This window comes from Enterobacillus tribolii (genome assembly GCF_003363015.1).
Taxonomy (GTDB): domain Bacteria; phylum Pseudomonadota; class Gammaproteobacteria; order Enterobacterales; family Enterobacteriaceae; genus Enterobacillus; species Enterobacillus tribolii.
The window spans coordinates 533275-551614 of sequence record NZ_QRAP01000001.1; the positions used below are offsets into that span (position 1 = coordinate 533275).

Consider the following 18340-nt stretch of genomic DNA (forward strand, 5'->3'; position numbering starts at 1 on the left):
GTGAATCACGTTGATGAAATAAAGAAAGTTTCCGTTGTTATCCCGGTCTATAACGAACAGGAAAGCCTGCCGGTGCTGATTGAGCGCACCTGCAACGCCTGTGCGCAGTTGAATAAGCCCCACGAGATCATCCTGGTAGACGATGGCAGCAGCGATAACTCCGCCGCCATCATGACGGAAGCCGCACAGCGACCGGGCAGCCCGGTGATCGCGGTATTGCTGAACCGGAACTACGGTCAGCATTCGGCCATCATGGCCGGTTTTAATCAGGTCAGCGGCGATTTGGTGATTACCCTGGACGCCGATCTGCAAAACCCGCCGGAGGAGATCCCGCGGCTGGTGGAAGTGGCCGAGCAGGGGTATGACGTGGTGGGTACGGTTCGCGCCAACCGCCAGGACTCCTGGTTTCGCAAAACGGCGTCGAAGATGATCAATATGATGATCCAACGCGCCACGGGCAAGAGCATGGGGGACTACGGCTGCATGCTGCGCGCCTATCGCCGCCATATCATCGAAGCCATGCTGCATTGCCACGAGCGCAGTACCTTTATCCCCATTCTGGCCAACACCTTCGCCCGTCGTACTGTTGAGATTGAAGTGCGCCATGCCGAGCGTGAATTTGGCGATTCCAAATACAGCTTCCTCAAGCTGATCAACCTGATGTATGACCTGGTGACCTGCCTGACGACCACGCCGCTGCGCCTGCTGAGTTTGGTGGGAAGCGTGATTGCGCTGGGCGGTTTCGCCCTGGCGGTGCTGCTGATCGCCCTGCGTTTGATTTTCGGGCCGATGTGGGCGGCGGAAGGGGTCTTCACGTTATTCGCCGTACTGTTCATGTTTATTGGCGCGCAGTTCATCGGCATGGGACTGCTCGGTGAATATATCGGCCGCATTTACAACGACGTCCGCGCCCGCCCGCGCTATTTCGTGCAAAAGATTATTGGCTCTGCCTTAGATGAGAAAAAGAGCACTGCCACAACCCAACAGGAAGAAGAGTAATGAAAGCGATCGTATTTGCTTACCATGATATTGGTTGTACTGGTTTAAAGGCATTGCAGGAAGCAGGCTACGATATTCAGGCGGTATTTACTCACACGGACGCGCCGGGAGAGAACCACTTTTTCGGTTCGGTCGCGCGGGTGGCGGCAGAGATGCAGTTGCCGGTATTCGCACCGGAAAACGTCAACCATCCTTTGTGGATCGAACGTATCCGTGCATTGGCGCCGGACGTCATTTTCTCATTTTACTACCGTGACATGCTGTGCCAGCAGATTCTGGATTTAGCGCCGCAGGGCGCTTACAACCTGCACGGCTCCCTGCTGCCGGCTTACCGCGGTCGCGCGCCGGTCAACTGGGTGCTGGTCAACGGCGAAACCCGCACCGGCGTGACGCTGCACCGCATGACCCGCCGCGCCGACGCCGGTGATATCGCCGGGCAACTGGCGGTAGACATCAGCGACGACGACACGGCGCTGACGCTGCATGGTAAAGTGCGCGCGGCGGCGGAAGCATTGCTGATGCAACAGCTGCCGTTGATCAAGTCCGGGCAGGTCAGCCTGCAGGCGCAGGATGCGGCCAAAGCCAGTTATTTCGGTCGCCGTACTGCGGCGGACGGATTGATCAACTGGGAAAAGAGCGCCCGTGAAATCAATAACCTGGTACGTGCCGTAACGGAACCGTATCCGGGCGCGTTTACCTACCTGGGCGAACGCAAGCTCATCGTGTGGAAGAGCAAGGTCGTCAGCGTGGCGCATGGCCGCCGCCCCGGCACGGTTATTTCCACCCAGCCGCTGGTGGTGGCGTGCGGCGAAAATGCTCTGGAAATCCTGTCCGGTCAAAGCGAAAACGGCCTGTACGTTCAGGGCACCCGGCTGGCAAGCGAAATGGGGATGGTCAGTGATGCGCGCTTGGGCAGCAAGCCGACCAGCGCGATTAAGCGCCGCACCCGCGTGCTGATCCTTGGCGTGAACGGTTTTATCGGCAACCATCTGACCGAGCGTTTGCTGAAGGACGACAATTATGAAATCTTCGGGCTGGATATCAGCGCCGATGCCATCAGCCGCTTTTTGGATAACCCGCACTTCCATTTTGTGGAAGGGGATATCAGCATTCACAACGAGTGGATCGAGTACCACATCAAGAAATGCGACGTGGTCTTGCCGCTGGTCGCCATCGCCACGCCGATCGAATACACCCGCAATCCGCTGCGCGTATTCGAGCTGGATTTCGAAGAGAACCTGAAAATCGTGCGCGATTGCGTGAAATACAATAAGCGCATCATTTTCCCGTCCACCTCGGAGGTGTACGGTATGTGCGATGACAAAGAGTTCGATGAAGATCATTCGCGCCTGATTGTCGGCCCGATCAACAAACAGCGCTGGATTTATTCCGTTTCCAAACAACTGCTCGACCGTGTCATCTGGGCCTATGGCGCCAAAGAAGGACTGAAGTTTACGCTGTTCCGTCCGTTCAACTGGATGGGGCCGCGCCTGGACACCCTGAACGCCGCGCGCATCGGCAGTTCGCGCGCCATTACCCAGTTGATCCTGAACCTGGTGGAAGGTTCGCCGATCAAACTGGTGGACGGCGGCGCGCAAAAGCGCTGCTTTACCGACATCAGCGACGGGATTGAAGCCTTGTTCCGCATTATCGAAAACCGTGACAACAAGTGTGACGGTCAGATCATCAACATCGGTAACCCGACCAACGAAGCCAGCATCCGTGAGCTGGGCGAAATGCTGCTGACCTGCTTCGAGGCGCACCCGCTACGTCACCGTTTCCCACCGTTCGCCGGCTTTAAAGACGTGGAAAGCAGCAGCTACTACGGCAAAGGTTATCAGGACGTGGAGCACCGCAAACCGAGCATCCGCAACGCCAGGCAGTGCCTGAACTGGGAGCCGACGGTGCCGATGCAGCAAACCGTCGCGGAAACGCTGGATTATTTCCTGCGCACCGTTGAATTCACGGGCGATAATGAATGAAACGCGTCGGGCTGAGAATTGACGTCGATACGTATCGCGGTACGCGCGACGGCGTGCCGCAATTACTGGAAATTCTGGCGCGGTACGATGTTCTCGGCAGTTTCTTTTTCAGCATCGGGCCGGATAACATGGGGCGCCATTTATGGCGCCTGCTGCGCCCGCGCTTTTTGTGGAAAATGCTGCGCTCGAAGGCCGCGTCGCTCTATGGCTGGGACATTCTGCTGGCCGGCACCGCCTGGCCGGGAAAGCGCATCGGCCGTGACCTGGAGCTGGTCGTACGCCACGCCGCGCGGGCCGGGCATGAGGTCGGGCTGCATGCCTGGGATCATCACGGCTGGCAGGCGAACGTCGGTCGCTGGTCTGATGAACAGCTGAAGAACCAGTTTCAGATGGGGCTGGATGAGATGACGCGCATACTGGGCTACCCGGTGGATTGCTCCGCCGTGGCGGGCTGGCGCGCCGATCAGCGGGTAATCGACATGAAACAGGCGTACCGGCTGCGCTATAACAGCGACTGTCGCGGACAGTCGCCGTTTCTGCCGTTGCTCAGCGATGGTCAACCCGGTACGGTACAGATTCCGGTGACGCTGCCGACCTACGATGAAGTGGTCGGAACGCAAACCACCGACGCACAGTTCAATGATTTCATTCTCGACGCTATCCTCCGGGATGGCGGCACGCCCGTCTATACCATCCATGCGGAAGTGGAGGGCATGAGCAAGGCCGCGATGTTTGAGCGCCTTTTGCTGCGCGCGCGCGAAGAACAAATTGAATTTTGCCCGTTGGTTTCGCTGCTGCCGGAGAATCTTTCCTCGCTGCCGCTGGGCCATGTCGTGCGGGCATCATTCCCCGGCCGGGAAGGCTGGCTGGGGTGTCAGGAACCTTTGCGAAGAGAAACGGCTGTATGAAGGCGTGGAAGTATTTCGCTATTCCCCTGTTTGTCCTGTTATATCTCGTTCCCCTGAATGGCCGGTTATTGTGGCAACCCGATGAAACCCGCTATGCGGAAATCAGCCGGGAAATGCTGCAACGCGGGGATTGGGTCGTCCCGCACATGCTGGATCTGCGCTATTTTGAGAAGCCGGTGGCCGGCTATTGGATCAACAACGTCAGCCAGATGATCTTCGGGCATAACAATTTTGCCGTGCGTTTCGGTTCGGTGTTTTGTACCGCGCTGAGTGCGTTGCTGGTGTTCTGGCTGGCGATGTTGTTGTGGAATAACCGACGTACCGCGTTGCTGGCCTCGTTGATCTACTTTACGTCGCTGCTGGTGTACGCCATCGGCACTTACAGCGTGCTCGACCCGATGATCACGCTGTGGATGAGTGCGGCGATGGTCAGCTTTTGCCTGACGCTGAAGGCCCGCAGTGCGGCAGGGAAGGTCGGCGCTTACGCGTTGCTGGGTCTGGCCTGCGGCGCAGGGTTTATGACCAAAGGGTTTCTGGCGCTGGCGGTGCCGGTGATCAGCGTGCTGCCGGTGGTGATCCATCAAAAACGGATACGGGACTTATTGCTGTTCGGCCCCGTGGCGATTCTCACCGCCGCGCTGCTCAGCGCGCCCTGGGCGTGGGCGATTTACCAGCGGGAGCCGGACTTTTGGAACTATTTCTTCTGGGTGGAGCATATTCAGCGTTTTGCCGAGAAGAATGCGCAGCATAAGGCGCCACTCTGGTTTTACATTCCGATCCTGATCGGCGGCGCATTGCCCTGGCTGGCGTTGCTGCCCGGCGCGCTGCGTAAAGGGTGGCGTGATGTCCGTGGTCGGCCCGAGCTGTTTTTCCTGATGAGCTGGCTGCTCATGCCGTTCCTGTTTTTCAGCATCGCCAAAGGGAAACTGCCTACCTATATTCTGCCGTGTTTTGCGCCGTTATCCCTGCTGATGGCGGCCTATATGACGGAGTTGCCGGCGTCGGTGCGGATGAAGGTGGCGCGCGTTAACGGCTGGATCAACCTGATATTCGGCTTCACGCTGGCTGTCGCGGTGTTGGTGCTGGCCAGCGGCGTGGGCAAACATCCGGTGTATGAGGCGGGGGAAACGGCGACAATCGTTGCCGGCGTGCTGGTGTTCGTCGGCTGGGGCGTGTTCGGCGCGCTGAGCCTGCGCCGGCCGCAGCGCTGGACGCTGGCGGCGCTGTGCCCGCTGGTGGTGGCGTTATTGATTGGCAGCGCGATCCCGCGGCAGATTGTTTACAGCAAGAATCCGCAGCTGTTTATCCGGGAATATGCGCCGCTGTTGCAGGAAAGCCGCTATGTGCTGAGCGACAGCGTCGGTCTGGCCGCCGGATTGGGCTGGGAGCTGAAGCGCAGCGATATCATTTTGTACCAGCGCAGCGGGGAACTGGAGTACGGCCTGTCGTATCCGGATGCCGCCGGTAAACGGATTGAGGAAAATGCCTTCTCCGAATGGTTGGTCAATGCGCGCCGACAGGGTAATGTATCGTTGATTGTCCATCTAGCGCGTGAGGAAGACGTGAACGATATGCCGGTTCCCAAACCCGACACGATAAAGCTCGATCACCGCTATGCGGTGCTGTTTTACAAGAAGTCGGAGTGATGAACTACTTTTTGCTGTTGATGGTCAGCCTGCTAACCTGCGGGGGGCAGTTGTGCCAGAAGCAGGCGGTGGAGTGCTGGCGTATCCGCCCGGCTTCGCGCCGTTTGCCGTCTGCGCTGCGCTGGCTGTTCGCGGCTTGCTGCGCGCTGGGCATCGCCATATTGCTTTGGCTGGCGGTGTTACAGCGCATGCCGCTGGGCGTGGCGTACCCCATGCTGAGCATCAATTTCGTGCTGGTAACGCTGAGCGCGCATTTCTGGTTCGGCGAACGGGCCAGCGTACGCCATTGGTGCGGAGTGGCGCTGATTATGGTCGGTATTTATCTGATGAGTCGCGGATTATGAGGTGGCGCGGATACCTGTGGGCGCTGGGCAGCGTGTTGCTGGCCAGCGTAGCGCAACTGTTGATGAAGCTGGGCATGATCGCGCTGCCTGCGGTGGCGTGGAGCTATTTCTCGCTTACTTTCCTGCAGCAACATGCCGTTGCGCTGTTAGGCGTCAGCCTGGGCATTTTAGGGTATGCCTGTTCTATGGTGTGCTGGCTGCTGGCGTTGCGCGACATTCCCCTGAACCGCGCTTACCCTTTATTAAGCCTGAGCTATGTATTGGTTTATCTGGCGACGGTTGCTTTACCCTGGTTTCAGGAAAGCGTCAGCTGGAATAAAAATCTGGGGGTTATCGTTATTCTCTTTGGCGTTTGGTTAATCAGCGGCGGCAAAAAACGCGATGTTTAAAATACGCCCAAATCACCTTCCCATGTCGTTTTAAATAATAACCACGACGGTCAGCGTTTCTCCGCTTTGTTATATTGTGCGTTTTTTGTCTGGTATTCACGTAAATATCCCTCTCGTTTTAGCGTTATTGCGAAATTTCCGCTGACGCCGCGGAGAATTCCGGCTAAATTTGCATAAGTAAAAAGAGTTTGCTGATAGACAAACAAAGCGTTACCTGAATAAGGCTTTTATTGACGCACGATGAGGGGATGAAAAACGATGCGGATTGGGTTTCTATTAGTGGTATTAAGCCTGATTTTAAGTGGTTGCAGCAGCCACGCGCCTCCGCCCAGCGGACGTTTGTCTGATTCTATTGCGGTCGTGGCGCAATTGAACGATCAGTTACGGCAATGGAACGGCACGCCATATCGCTATGGCGGGCTGGAGCGCAGCGGCGTTGACTGTTCCGGTTTCGTCTACCGCACCTTCCGCGATCGCTTTGATATGCAGTTGCCGCGCACCACCGTACAGCAAACGTCACTGGGCACCAAAGTCAGCCGCAAAGAATTAATGCCGGGCGATTTAGTTTTCTTTAAAACCGGCAGCGGCGAGAACGGGCTGCACGTCGGTATTTATGACACGGATAATAAATTTATTCATGCTTCCACCAGCCGGGGAGTTACACGCTCATCCCTGGAAAACGTCTACTGGAACCGGGCCTACTGGCAGGCGCGCAGGCTGTAGCGCTGTTACCTTTCTCTCTGTATTCCCTGACGCGCCGGCGGCGTAAATTCGGTATGATAATAAACCCTGCGGCAAAGCCCGCGGGGTTTAACGGCGACAACAGGACGTTAATTATGAATAACCTGCGTTTATTGATTTCCCGCTCTTTTGACCCCTGGTTCAATCTGGCGGTAGAAGAGTGCATTTTTCGTCAGATGGCGCCGACTCAGCGCGTGCTGTTTTTGTGGCGCAATGCGGACACCGTGGTGATCGGCAGGGCGCAAAACCCGTGGAAAGAGTGCAACACCGGGCGCATGAACGATGACGGCGTGCGGCTGGCCCGGCGCAGCAGCGGCGGCGGCGCGGTGTTTCACGATTTAGGCAACACCTGCTTCACCTTTATGGCGGGGAAACCGGAATATGATAAATCTGTGTCCACCGGCATCATTCTTGATGCGTTGCGTTCTCTGGGCATCGATGCCCATGCGTCCGGGCGCAACGATCTGGTGGTTTCCACGCCGGACGGTGAGCGTAAAATATCGGGCTCTGCTTACCGTGAAACGAAGGACCGGGGCTTTCACCACGGTACTTTATTGCTGAACGCCGATCTCAGCCGCCTGGCGAATTACCTCAACCCCGATCCTAAAAAATTGCAGGCCAAAGGCATTACTTCGGTGCGCTCACGTGTGGCTAATCTGGTTGAGCTGTCGGCGGACATTACGCACGAAAAAATCTGCGCGGCGATAGAAGAGGCGTTCTTCGCTTACTACGGCGAACAGGTGACGGCGGAAGAGGTTTCCCCGGAGCAATTGCCGGATCTGCCCAACTTCAGCGAGCAGTTCCGCAAACAAAGCAGTTGGGAGTGGAACTTCGGGCAGGCGCCGGCGTTTACCCATACGCTGGACGAACGTTTCAACTGGGGCGGCGTGGAGCTGCATTTTGACGTTGAACACGGCGTTATCAGCCGTGCGCAGGTATTCAGCGACACGCTGAACCCGGCGCCGCTGGAGCTGATGGCGGATTCGCTGCGCGGCGTTGCCTACCGCCCGCAGGCCATCGCGGCGGTCCTGGAACGCGTGCTTTCCGTTCATCCAGAAGCCCGTGATGAGCTGAATACGCTGAACGACTGGCTGATGACGCAGATCCGCTGACAATCCGGCTATCGCATTAATCGGTATTTCCCTCAATACCCCTGCGCTTAGCCGGTGTTTATTCCTGCAATACGGCCCTAAACTGTGGAAAACGGAGGGGCCATGACGCAATTTATTAACACCTACCACGACGAATTACCGGGATTTTCTCACGCGCTGAAACCGACGCCCCTGAAGGACGCCGCCCTGCTTTATTACAGCGCGCCGCTGGCCGCTGAGCTGGCGCTGGACGAACGTTGGTTTTCCGGTGACCTTGCCGCGGTGCTGCGCGGTGAGCAACTGGCTGAAGGAATGAAGCCGCTGGCGCAGGTGTACAGCGGGCATCAGTTCGGTGTATGGGCCGGGCAACTGGGCGACGGGCGTGGTATCTTGCTGGGCGAACAGCGCCTGGCGAATGGCCGTAAGCTGGACTGGCATCTGAAGGGGGCAGGTTTGACGCCGTATTCGCGCATGGGCGACGGGCGGGCGGTGCTGCGCTCGGCGATCCGCGAGTTCCTGGCGTCGGAGGCGATGCACGCCCTCGGCATTCCCACCACGCGCGCGCTGAGCATCGTCACCAGCCGGCAGCCCGTTTTCCGTGAGCAGCCGGAACGGGGCGCCATGTTGCTGAGGGTGGCGGAAAGCCATCTGCGTTTCGGGCATTTTGAGCACTTCTATTACCGCAACCAGCCGGAAAACGTGCGTTTGCTGGCCGACTACGCGATCCGTCACCATTGGCCGCACCTTGAAAATGACACGGATGCCTATTTCTTGTGGCTGCGGGATATCGTTGAACGAACCGCCCGGTTGATAGCCCGCTGGCAGACCGAAGGTTTCGCCCACGGAGTGATGAATACCGACAATATGTCGCTGCTCGGTTTAACGATCGATTACGGTCCGTATGGATTTATGGATGATTACCAGCCCGGCTGGATCTGCAACCATTCCGATCATCAGGGGCGTTATGCCTTTGATAATCAGCCTGCGGTAGCGTACTGGAATTTACACCGTCTGGCCCAGGCATTGTCGGGGCTGCTCAGCGCCGAACGTTTGCAACAGGCGCTGGAGGCTTACGAGCCGGCGCTGATGGATGCTTTCGGGCAGCGGATGCGCGCCAAACTGGGATTTACCCAAAGGGAAGATGACGACAACGATCTGCTTACCGGTTTGCTGACGTTGATGACGCGGGAAGGGTGTGATTACACCCGCACGTTCCGCCTGCTGAGCCGGGTGGAGCAACAGAGCTCTGCCATGGCGCTACGCGATGAATTTATCGATCGTCCGGCGTTTGATGCCTGGTATCAACAATGGCGCACCCGCCTGCAACGCGAGGGCGTCAGCGATGAGCAACGTCAGGCGGCGATGAAGGCGGTGAATCCGGCGCGGGTATTGCGCAATTATCTGGCGCAGAATGCGATTGCCGCGGCGGAGCAGGACGATGTCAGCGTGCTTGCGCGTTTACATCAGGCGTTACTGCGGCCTTATGAGGATGATGACGCGCTGGCGGATCTGGATGCGCCGCCGCCGGCGTGGGGAAAACAGCTGGAGGTATCCTGCTCCAGCTGAGGCGATTAATGCCGCAGATACACCTGCGGGATGCCGCTTTGCGGATGGGGGAGGACGTCGAGATCGGCGTGATACCAGTGGCGCAGGGTGTCGGTGTTCAGCACGTCAGCCGGCGTTCCCCGGGCCACTAGCTCGCCCTGATGCAATAAGATGATGCGGTCGGCATAGAGCGCGGCCAGATTCAGATCGTGCAGGATACAGCACACGCTGAGCGGTTCGCGCCGGGTCAGTTCATGCATCAGGCGCAGGGTTTTTTGCTGATGATAGAGATCCAGCGCCGACGTGGGTTCATCCAGAAACAGCCAGCGCGGGCCAGGCTCCGGCTGCCATAGCTGCGCCAGCGCCCGGGTAAGCTGGACGCGCTGTTGTTCACCGCCGGAGAGCGTGCGGTAATCCCGCTCCGCCAGCGGCGTACAGCCGGTTTGCGCCATAACCCGCTCGACCGCGTTAGCTTGCGCGCCCGGCCCGTGCGGCGAGCGTCCCATCGTCACCACCTCACGCACGCTGAACGGAAAGGCGAGCGTGCTGTGCTGGCGCATCACCGCCCGCACTTTGGCAAGCCGGGCCGGCGCCCAATCCGCCAACGGTTTACCAAGTAAGCGGCATTCGCCGCTGTCCGGCGTTTGGTAGCCGGTCAGCAAGCGCATCAGGGTAGATTTTCCCGCGCCGTTGGGGCCGATAATCGCCACCAGTTCTCCGCTGCGTAACGTCAGCGACACCTGTTTGATTAATGGGCGACCGCCAGGCGAATAGACGATGTCGTTGGCCTCCAGCACGGGAGCGGAAATATCAGGCAAGGGACGTCTCCTTTTGGCGCAGAATCAGCCACAAAAAGTAAGGGCCGCCGATCAGGCTGGTCAGCAGGCCGACCGGCATTTCCGCCGGAGCAACCAGCGTGCGGGCCAGAGTATCCGCCATCAGCAGCAGACAGGCGCCGCCCAGCGCGGCGCCGGGAAGCAGCCAGCGGTGATCGGCGCCCAGTCGCAGGCGCATCAGGTGCGGTATTACCAGCCCGATAAAGCCGATCACTCCGCTGACGGCAACGGAAGCCCCCACCAATACCGCACTGAGCAAAAGCAGGCGCAGCTTGGTTTGCGGGACGTTGACGCCGAGATAATGCGCTTCTTCATCGCCAAGCTGGAGCAGGTTCAGGCGCCGCGCCATGCTCAGTGCGACGGCGGCGGCCGGCAGGATCAACGAAGCGGCGGCCAGCAGCGGCCCCCATTGCGCCGATCCCAGGCTGCCCATGCTCCAGAGCGTAAACTGGCGCAATTGTTGATCGCTGCTGATGTAGCTTAAGACGCCGACTGCGGCAAAACACAGCGCGTTGATGGCGATCCCCGCCAGCAACAGCCGGGCCAACGCGCCGTGACCGCGCTGGCTCAGGTTGTAGATGATAAGCGAGATAACCAGGCTGCCGGCGAAAGCTGCCAGCATGTGGCTGTACAGCGCGAGCGCCGGGGTCAGCGACAACGGCAAAACGATCACCATGGCTACCGACAGCGACGCGCCGCTGCTGATCCCCAGCAATGTGGGGTCAGCCAGCGGATTACGGAACAACCCCTGCATCACCGTGCCGGAAACGGCCAGCGCCAGGCCGACCAACGCGGCCAGCAGCACCCGCGGCAGGCGGATGTCCAGCCAGATCCGCCACTGCATATCGCTCAGCGGCGCCTGCCACAGCGTACGAAACGACAGCGTCAGCGCGCCCAGATTGGCCGACGCCAGCATTAACGCCAGCGTCAGTACGCCGAGCAGGGGCAGGATGATGCGGGGAGAAACCCGGTCAATCATAGTGCGGCCTTCTCCGCCGCCTGGCGCAGCTTCGCCAGGGCATCCGGGGTGTTCAGGGTAAAGCCCAGCAACGCCATATCATCCAGCGCCAGCACGGCCTTATTTTTCGCCGCCGGCGTCATGGACATGCCTGGTAACCGCCAGATATTTTCCAGCCCGCCCAGCGTTTTTACGCCGTCCAGGGTGATCAGAATTAAATCCGGTGCGCTGGCGATGACGCCTTCCTGAGAAAGCGGACGATAGCGGCTGAATCCCTGCATGGCATTGGTCGCGCCAGCCGCGCGGATAACGGCGTCGGCGGCGGTATCCTGCCCGGCGGCCATCGGCGTCATACCGCCGTGGCTCAGGATGAACAACACTTTTACCGGCAGGGAGCGCCGGGGAACGGCGTCAATCTGGCGGCGATAATCCGTCGTCAGCGCGTTGCCCTGTGATTCTTGCCCCAGCGCGGCGGCAACCTGGCTGATTTTCCGTGGTACGGCGTCCAGCGTTGTCTCTCCGGTCACGTTAACCACCCGCACGCCGGCATTAGCGACCTGTTCCAGCACCAGCGATGGCTGGGCGAGATCGCTGACCAGCACCAGAGTCGGCTTCAGGGAGAGGATACCCTCCGCGTTGAGCTGGCGCATATAGCCGACATCGGGCAGCTTTTGTACGCCGGCGGGATGGGTGCTGGTGGTGTCGCGGGCGACCAGTTCCTTGCCTGCGCCGAGCGCCCAGGCGATTTCAGTTACGTCGCCGCCGATGGTGATGATGCGTTCGGCGGCTGATGCGCCCTGGTTGAACAACAACAGGGCGGTATACAGGATGGGGAGCAACGGTTTCATGCGGCGGCCTCATTCAGACGGGGCAAGTTTTCCACCTGACGGCGCCAGTCGGTTTGCTCCGGCTCACCCTCGGTACGTTGGCCGTACAGCTGGGCGATTTGCGTACCATCCGCGGCAAACAGTTCCAGGCTGGTGACAAAACCGTCGCTGGTGGGTTTACGGGTAATCCAGCTTTCCGCGATTTGATCTTCCCTCAAATGCAGGGTAAAGCGGGGGTTAAAGATGTTGATCCAGTCAGCGTGCGGCGCGATGCGGGCGATCTGCCCGGTAAAGATCTGTACGCATCCGCGGTTGCCGACGAACACCATGATTTCGTTTTGCTCTTCGCGCGCAGTTTGCAGCAGCAGATTCAGCGCATCGTTACTGACCTGCCAGGCCAGGTCTTCGCCTACGGCGCGGAACGCCTGCTGACGGCTGACGTCATGCTGCCTGAGCAGTTGGAAAAATTGGTGAACGTCGGTCATGGCGCGCCATTGAGTGTCGATTGCCGCGCTGTCATAGCCGGAGCTGCCGTTTTTTGCCGGTGCCGCGCTGAGCGCCAGCGGCGGGTTATCGGCGCTGAGGTACGCGTCGATCAGCGCCTGCCAGGCGGCCATGTCGGTTTGGTCGGTGGCATAAGTTTTATGCACTGCGTCGCCGTGCGGGTCGAAGAACTGAATGCTGTGACGCACGCCGTGGCGACCATTTTCGGTAAGGGTAAAGGCGCTGCTCCACTGGTTCAGGAACATCCGCAGATCCAGCTCGCGCGGATTGAGGATCAGCCCGGCGTGTCCGCCCAAATGCTGATTCTGGTACCGGCCCAGATGTTCATGAACGGCATATTCGTTACGGGTAATGGCCTTGACCTCGCCAACGGCTTCCAGCGCGCCCAGCAGGGCGCGGGTGTCGTTATTCAGCCGGCGGGCGTCATGACCAACCCGGGCGTGCGTCAGTTCCGCTTCGCTGACGCCCAGCAGAGCGGCCAGATCGCGGGCGTAAAGTGCAGGGTTTTGAGTTTTGGCGTCGAGATATTGTTCGTACAGTGCAGGTGACATGTATTTATCCTATGCGATTTTTAACGTTTGTTTTTTTCAGGCCGGACTGACTTCCCGGATAACAACTTTTAAATGGCATTCTTTTTAAGAATGACCGACGCGCCCCAACTGCGGCGGGGAGCGGCATGGTTACCACTGATAACTCACCAGTAACCTGGCGTTGCGGCCATCCTGAATAACGCCTTGCGAAGAGTAGTATTCTTTGTCGAACGCGTTGCCGAGCACCACGGTGGTGGTAACGCCGCGCAGGCTTTCCTGGCCTTTATAGCTGACGTAAAAATCGTTCACGGTGTAGCCGGCCTGCGGCGTGATGCCGCTGCTGACACGGGTGTTGCGCTCAGCCATGGTCGCGACCCAGCCGATGGAGAAGCCGCTGTGGCTGACGGGAATATCCAGCTGGCTGGTTACCGTGTCCGGACTGGTGGTGCCGAGCCAGTCGCCGCTGCGTTCGTCTTTGGCGCGGGTACGGTTGTAGGCCAGGTTCCAGTTAAATCCGTCGGTCTGGTAGCTCATCACTGCGTCCCAGCCCCAGATTTTGGCGCGGGGAATGTTAACGGACGTGGTGCTGCAATCGATGCAGTACGGCCCGCCGGGGCCGAAGCCCATCTGCATGGTGACGCTGGTGCTGATGTAGTCCTTGGCCCTGGTGCTGAAGTAGCTGGATTTGAACTGCAATGAGTCGTTATGCAGCATTACATCGTCAAAGCGCAGACCAAAACCGTATTCCTGCGTTTCGTTGGTTTCCGGTTTCAGGTCCGGGTTGGGCTTCCAGTAGTTCGCCATGCCGGGGCCCATCTGGAAATGCAGGGAATCGTTATACATTTCCCCCATGGTCGGCGCGCGGAACGCCTGGGCATAGGAACCGAACAGCATCAGCCAGTCGGTGGGCGAAATGCTGAGGGAAGCGCGGGACGACCACTTGTCGGCGTTGACGTCATCGTCGCCTTCGCTGCTGCCGCGGTAGTTATCGTAACGTGTGCCCGCCACGATGCTGACGGGCAAGTCGCGCAGGGTGATTTCATCCTGTAGCCAGCCGGAGGCGAAGTCGATATCCGCCTGCGGGAAGCCGGTGGTGACGCCGCCGGGTTTCTGCTCCTGGCGGTAAACTTCGGAGCCGTAGGTCAGCAGGTGTGAAGCGAAGGTATCGGCGAACAGGCGGGTACGGTTTTCCAGTTTGGCGCCTTTGGTGTCCTGCTTGCGTTTTTCGTAGCCGGAGCCATCCGGGCTGGCGTTGATTTCCGTTTCGGAATAGTAAAGCGCCGCGCTCAGATCCAGCCACTCCTGATCAGCCGGTTTGAGGTGATAATTCCCCTGGGCGTCACGCTGAATGGTGGAGCGGTTGGTCATTACGTTGGTGGAGGACGCATCCGGGAGCTGCGGGTTTTTCGGTTCGCGCGCGCTGTTGTTGTAGTAGCGCAGGTTGCCGCTCAGCGACTGATTTTCATCAATGCTCCAGGTTCCTTTAGCCAGGACGTTGCTGATGGTTTCGTCATTAGGCGCGTCAAAACCGTTGCTCTGCCGCAGGTTGCCGCGGTCGCGGGTGCCGAAGGAGAGCAGGCCGTCGAGATTGTCGGTTTTCGCGTAGGCGCTGGCGCCCAGTCCCAGGCTGTGGTCCATCGTGGCGGCGTTGGCGAACACGCGGTAGCCGGTGGTTTGCCCCGGCATCAACAGATCGGCCGCGTCAACGGTCTGGTAGGCGATAACCCCACCCAGCGCGCCGCTGCCGTAGAGCAACGCCGACGGGCCGCGCACGACTTCGACGCGCCTGATGAGCGCCGGATCGAGGAAAGTTCCGTTCAGGTGGCCGGTGTCCGTACCCTGACGAATGCCGTCCACCATCACTAATACGCCGCGACGGTCATAACCGCGCATCAGGATATCCTGGCCGTTGGTGCGCGAACTGCCGCTGACGGTAATGCCGGGAATATAGCGCAGCATGTCCGGCGCAGAGGACGCCGTCATGGTGTTGGGGCCATCGTTTTCCAGCACGGTTACCATCATGGGCGCTTCGAAACTATCACGCTGGTTGCCGGTGGCGGTAACGGTCATTGTATCGCGTACGGAAGTGGCGTTGCGTTTCCAGGCGATCTCCTGTGCGCCGGATGAGGCGGCGGGAATGTCTGTGGTGTCTGATGATTGTGCCTGTGCGATAGCAGGCAGGGCGCAGGCAATGGCCAGACTCAGGCCGGAACGGCCGAAGCGGACGGGTAAAGCGAAAAGCATGAGGCAACTCTCCCTATGTCTAACTTTATCGGGGGCTGGCTGCCTCGTCTCAGGACTGGGTGGCTGGCTGGTTTTGTTGGAATTATGTCAGGACGGGCCTGATGTGTGACGAACGCTATTTGGTCAGGATGAGTTTGCCGGATTTGGTCTGGCGTAACTGATACAACTGACCCTGGTGATGAATGATCATTTTCCCGCTGCTGCCGAGTAAACGACGGCTGTCGATTTGCATGACGCCGGCATCATTAGCTTCCTTTGAAACCGGGGCGGGCGATGATCGATCTGATGGCCCGGCGCTGTTATTTTCCATCGGTAATTCTCGTGCGAATGGTAATTGTTATTGAATTGATAATCATTATCATAAAACAATTCACAGGCAGCAAGCGAAATTTAGCCGGACGCGATCACATTACGCGGATGAATCCGCCGTGGTGGCGGGGAAAGCAACAAGAAGGATAGGGTCGCGATAAGGGAAATAACCGGAGGTTTCTCCTCCGGTTATTCTGCATCAGAAGCGGCTGTCTACCGCATCGGCGAGCATCGCCAGCATTTTCTCGGTATCGGCCCAGCTCAGGCAGGGGTCGGTGATGGACTGACCATAGGTCAGCGGCTGGCCCGGTATGATCTTCTGCGTTCCTTCGGTCAGGAAACTTTCCGCCATGATGCCGACAATGGCGTCGGAGCCGGCGCGGATTTGATTGCTGACGTTTTCCGCCACATCGAGCTGGCGGCGGTGCAGCTTCTGGCAGTTGCCATGGCTGAAATCCACCACGAGGTGGCCGGGCAAATCGAATTCGCGCAGGGCATCACAGGCCGCGGCAATGTCGTCTGCATGATAGTTGGGCGTTTTACCGCCGCGCATGATGATATGGCCGTAAGGGTTGCCGCTGGTCTGGTACACGGTCATTTGCCCGTGTTTGTCCGGCGAAAGGAAAATATGCCCGGCGCGTGCGGCCCGGATGGCGTCGATGGCGATACGGGTATTGCCGTCGGTGCCGTTCTTAAAGCCGACCGGGCAGGAGAGCGCCGAGGCCATTTCGCGGTGTACCTGGCTTTCCGTGGTGCGCGCGCCGATAGCGCCCCAACTGATGAGGTCGGAAATATACTGACCGATCACCATGTCCAGAAACTCAGTGGCGGTCGGTAATCCGTGTTGGTTCACCCGCAGCAGCAAATCGCGCGCCATGCGGATGCCGTGGTTAACGCGGTAACTGCCGTCAAGATCCGGATCGGAGATAAGCCCTTTCCAGCCTACGACGGTGCGGGGCTTTTCGAAGTAGGTGCGCATGACGATTTCCAGGCGGTCCTGGTAACGTAAGCGTAGTTCGTTGAGGCGGCCCGCGTAGTCGAGGGCGGCATCGATATCGTGGATTGAACAGGGGCCGACGATGGCCAGCAGACGACGATCTTCGCCGTGCAGGATTTTTTCAATGCGTTTTCGTGACAGTGTCACGTTTTCTGCAACCTCCGGAGCAAGAGGCAGCTGTTTCGCCAGTTCTGCAGGCGTCACAAGGCTGTCGATGCGCGCGGTGCGCAGTTCATCGGTTTTATGCATAACGTTCTCTGAATTCGTGTCTTCGCTGCGGCAACAATACCGGGAAGTGATGGCGATCACGATAACGGAATTGCAGGGCAATGAATAGAGGCGATTGGTTATTTTATGTTCGGTTGATGTACTTTTTTACTAGTACGGGAGTTCATTGCACAAATCATAAGCAAAAAGGGGCGCGCACCGCCCGTTTTTTACACGGGCGGTGCGGGAAATCAATACATCCGACGGTTCAGGCCGAGCGCATCCAGAATCTTCGTGGCGATCTCTTCCACGGAATGATTGGTTGTATTCAGGTAACGAATATTGTTCTTGCGATACAGCGCTTCAACTTCTGCCAGCTCAAGGCGGCATTGGCGGATTGATGCATAGCGGCTGTTTTCCCGGCGGCCTTCGCGGATGGCTGCCAGGCGATCCGGGTTGATGGTCAGACCGAACAGTTTGCCCTGAAACGCTTTCAGCGCGGGCGGAAGCTGGAGGTTATCCATGTCATCGGCGGTGAAGGGGTAGTTCGCCGCCCGGATGCCGAACTGCATGGCGAGGTACAGGCTGGTCGGCGTTTTGCCGCAGCGTGAAACGCCCAGCAAAATGACCTGTGCCTGATCGAGATTGCGCAACGAGATGCCGTCGTCGTGCGCCAGCGTGTAATCAATGGCGGCGATACGGGCATCGTACTTGAGCAGGTTGTGTTCGGTGAGCCCGTGGGTCAGGTTGGCGACGTGCACCGGCGCCATACCCAGTTCGTCCTGAAGCGGGGCGACCAGCGCGCGGACGATGTCCTGACAGAACCCTTCGCTGCTGTGGATGATCTCTTTAATACGCGGGGCGACGATGGAATAGAACACCAGCGGGCGCTGGCCGGTGCGCGCATAGATTTCGTTGATTTGCTGGCATACGGCTTCAGCCCGGGTTTCATTTTCCACGAACGGCAGAGTATAGGACGTGACGTCCACCGGGAATTGCGAAAGCACTGCGTGTCCGAGAACTTCCGCCGTAATGGCGGTTCCGTCTGAAATGTAAAATACGCTTCTTTCCACGGTCGGCTCCTGTTAACTGCTGTGAGTGATTACAATAGCAACTTTCGTGTTACATAACAGTGTATTCTGCAACGTTTTCCGCAGCTTGCGTTCATTATCACACCGTGTGACAGCGAAATCCGTTTTCATTTTTTTCGCTATGCCTGTTTTGATTTCAGCAAGATACAGCTTCTATACACACTAAAGCTGAAAAATTTCAGCTGACAAATA

17 protein-coding genes are annotated in these 18340 nt (G+C 58.6%); 9 read left to right on the forward strand and 8 right to left on the reverse strand.

The genetic code is table 11. The annotated features are described in order from the left end of the window. The 9 genes from arnC (at nt 1) to C8D90_RS02360 (ending at nt 9666) form a co-directional block, all read left to right on the forward strand. Nucleotides 1-999 carry an undecaprenyl-phosphate 4-deoxy-4-formamido-L-arabinose transferase gene (gene arnC, locus C8D90_RS02320; RefSeq protein WP_115456792.1) on the forward strand — a complete coding sequence of 333 codons (999 nt, stop codon included), beginning with the start codon at nt 1-3 and terminating at the stop codon, nt 997-999. Continuing rightward, nucleotides 999-2981 carry a bifunctional UDP-4-amino-4-deoxy-L-arabinose formyltransferase/UDP-glucuronic acid oxidase ArnA gene (arnA, locus tag C8D90_RS02325; protein WP_115456793.1) on the forward strand — a complete coding sequence of 661 codons (1983 nt, stop codon included), beginning with the start codon at nt 999-1001 and terminating at the stop codon, nt 2979-2981. The genes arnC and arnA overlap by 1 nt, the downstream gene beginning before the upstream one ends. Beyond that, nucleotides 2978-3889, forward strand: coding sequence for a 4-deoxy-4-formamido-L-arabinose-phosphoundecaprenol deformylase (gene arnD, locus C8D90_RS02330; protein WP_115456794.1), 912 nt, complete (start codon nt 2978-2980; stop codon nt 3887-3889). The genes arnA and arnD overlap by 4 nt, the downstream gene beginning before the upstream one ends. Continuing rightward, nucleotides 3886-5535, forward strand: coding sequence for a lipid IV(A) 4-amino-4-deoxy-L-arabinosyltransferase (gene arnT, locus C8D90_RS02335; RefSeq protein ID WP_115456795.1), 1650 nt, complete (start codon nt 3886-3888; stop codon nt 5533-5535). Before arnD ends, arnT begins: the two co-directional genes overlap by 4 nt. Then, nucleotides 5532-5879 (forward strand): 4-amino-4-deoxy-L-arabinose-phosphoundecaprenol flippase subunit ArnE, encoded by a 348-nt coding sequence (gene arnE / locus C8D90_RS02340; protein ID WP_196238478.1) that lies wholly within the window; start codon nt 5532-5534, stop codon nt 5877-5879. Before arnT ends, arnE begins: the two co-directional genes overlap by 4 nt. After that, on the forward strand, nt 5876-6268 hold the full coding sequence (gene arnF, locus C8D90_RS02345; protein ID WP_115456797.1) for a 4-amino-4-deoxy-L-arabinose-phosphoundecaprenol flippase subunit ArnF: 393 nt from the start codon (nt 5876-5878) through the stop codon (nt 6266-6268). The genes arnE and arnF overlap by 4 nt, the downstream gene beginning before the upstream one ends. A gap of 258 nt (nt 6269-6526) precedes the next feature. Further along, nucleotides 6527-6991: a C40 family peptidase gene (locus C8D90_RS02350; protein ID WP_115456798.1), complete on the forward strand. Its 465-nt coding sequence runs from the start codon at nt 6527-6529 to the stop codon at nt 6989-6991. Between the two features lie 113 nt (nt 6992-7104). Continuing rightward, nucleotides 7105-8121 (forward strand): lipoate--protein ligase A, encoded by a 1017-nt coding sequence (locus tag C8D90_RS02355; RefSeq protein ID WP_115456799.1) that lies wholly within the window; start codon nt 7105-7107, stop codon nt 8119-8121. 102 nt (nt 8122-8223) lie between these two features. After that, the gene (locus tag C8D90_RS02360) at nt 8224-9666 is read left to right on the forward strand and encodes a protein adenylyltransferase SelO (protein ID WP_115456800.1); all 1443 of its coding nucleotides are present in this window, start codon (nt 8224-8226) and stop codon (nt 9664-9666) included. 5 nt (nt 9667-9671) lie between these two features. On the opposite strand, the gene C8D90_RS02365 is transcribed toward C8D90_RS02360, so the two are convergent. The 8 genes from C8D90_RS02365 to ppsR all read right to left on the reverse strand — a co-directional run bounded on the left by C8D90_RS02365 (nt 9672) and on the right by ppsR (nt 18130). Next, nucleotides 9672-10454, reverse strand: coding sequence for a heme ABC transporter ATP-binding protein (locus C8D90_RS02365; protein ID WP_115457237.1), 783 nt, complete (start codon nt 10452-10454; stop codon nt 9672-9674). A 1-nt stretch (nt 10455) separates the two neighbouring features. Beyond that, a complete protein-coding gene (locus C8D90_RS02370) occupies nt 10456-11460 on the reverse strand; it encodes a FecCD family ABC transporter permease (RefSeq protein WP_115456801.1) in 1005 nt (334 codons plus the stop codon). After that, nucleotides 11457-12287 (reverse strand): heme/hemin ABC transporter substrate-binding protein, encoded by an 831-nt coding sequence (locus C8D90_RS02375; protein WP_115456802.1) that lies wholly within the window; start codon nt 12285-12287, stop codon nt 11457-11459. Before C8D90_RS02375 ends, C8D90_RS02370 begins: the two co-directional genes overlap by 4 nt. After that, nucleotides 12284-13321: a hemin-degrading factor gene (locus tag C8D90_RS02380; protein WP_115456803.1), complete on the reverse strand. Its 1038-nt coding sequence runs from the start codon at nt 13319-13321 to the stop codon at nt 12284-12286. Before C8D90_RS02380 ends, C8D90_RS02375 begins: the two co-directional genes overlap by 4 nt. 129 nt (nt 13322-13450) lie before the next feature. Continuing rightward, complete coding sequence (locus C8D90_RS02385) at nt 13451-15544, reverse strand: TonB-dependent hemoglobin/transferrin/lactoferrin family receptor (protein ID WP_115456804.1); 2094 nt, start codon at nt 15542-15544, stop codon at nt 13451-13453. 115 nt (nt 15545-15659) lie between these two features. Continuing rightward, nucleotides 15660-15854: a hemin uptake protein HemP gene (gene hemP, locus C8D90_RS02390; RefSeq protein WP_115456805.1), complete on the reverse strand. Its 195-nt coding sequence runs from the start codon at nt 15852-15854 to the stop codon at nt 15660-15662. Between the two features lie 198 nt (nt 15855-16052). Further along, nucleotides 16053-17099 carry a 3-deoxy-7-phosphoheptulonate synthase gene (locus tag C8D90_RS02395; protein WP_115456806.1) on the reverse strand — a complete coding sequence of 349 codons (1047 nt, stop codon included), beginning with the start codon at nt 17097-17099 and terminating at the stop codon, nt 16053-16055. A 209-nt stretch (nt 17100-17308) separates the two neighbouring features. Continuing rightward, nucleotides 17309-18130 carry a posphoenolpyruvate synthetase regulatory kinase/phosphorylase PpsR gene (gene ppsR, locus C8D90_RS02400; protein WP_115456807.1) on the reverse strand — a complete coding sequence of 274 codons (822 nt, stop codon included), beginning with the start codon at nt 18128-18130 and terminating at the stop codon, nt 17309-17311. Nucleotides 18131-18340: the final 210 nt, after the last annotated feature.

Bases quoted from the DNA above. Each gene is read 5' to 3' on its own strand.
- C8D90_RS02370 (WP_115456801.1), bottom strand. From the start codon at position 11,460: ATGATTGACCGGGTTTCTCCCCGCATCATCCTGCCCCTGCTCGGCGTA.
- C8D90_RS02395 (WP_115456806.1), bottom strand. From the start codon at position 17,099: ATGCATAAAACCGATGAACTGCGCACCGCGCGCATCGACAGCCTTGTG.
- arnF (WP_115456797.1), top strand. From the start codon at position 5,876: ATGAGGTGGCGCGGATACCTGTGGGCGCTGGGCAGCGTGTTGCTGGCC.
- hemP (WP_115456805.1), bottom strand. From the start codon at position 15,854: ATGGAAAATAACAGCGCCGGGCCATCAGATCGATCATCGCCCGCCCCG.
- arnD (WP_115456794.1), top strand. From the start codon at position 2,978: ATGAAACGCGTCGGGCTGAGAATTGACGTCGATACGTATCGCGGTACG.
- C8D90_RS02385 (WP_115456804.1), bottom strand. From the start codon at position 15,544: ATGCTTTTCGCTTTACCCGTCCGCTTCGGCCGTTCCGGCCTGAGTCTG.
- C8D90_RS02360 (WP_115456800.1), top strand. From the start codon at position 8,224: ATGACGCAATTTATTAACACCTACCACGACGAATTACCGGGATTTTCT.
- C8D90_RS02375 (WP_115456802.1), bottom strand. From the start codon at position 12,287: ATGAAACCGTTGCTCCCCATCCTGTATACCGCCCTGTTGTTGTTCAAC.
- C8D90_RS02355 (WP_115456799.1), top strand. From the start codon at position 7,105: ATGAATAACCTGCGTTTATTGATTTCCCGCTCTTTTGACCCCTGGTTC.
- C8D90_RS02350 (WP_115456798.1), top strand. From the start codon at position 6,527: ATGCGGATTGGGTTTCTATTAGTGGTATTAAGCCTGATTTTAAGTGGT.
- arnT (WP_115456795.1), top strand. From the start codon at position 3,886: ATGAAGGCGTGGAAGTATTTCGCTATTCCCCTGTTTGTCCTGTTATAT.
- arnA (WP_115456793.1), top strand. From the start codon at position 999: ATGAAAGCGATCGTATTTGCTTACCATGATATTGGTTGTACTGGTTTA.
- C8D90_RS02380 (WP_115456803.1), bottom strand. From the start codon at position 13,321: ATGTCACCTGCACTGTACGAACAATATCTCGACGCCAAAACTCAAAAC.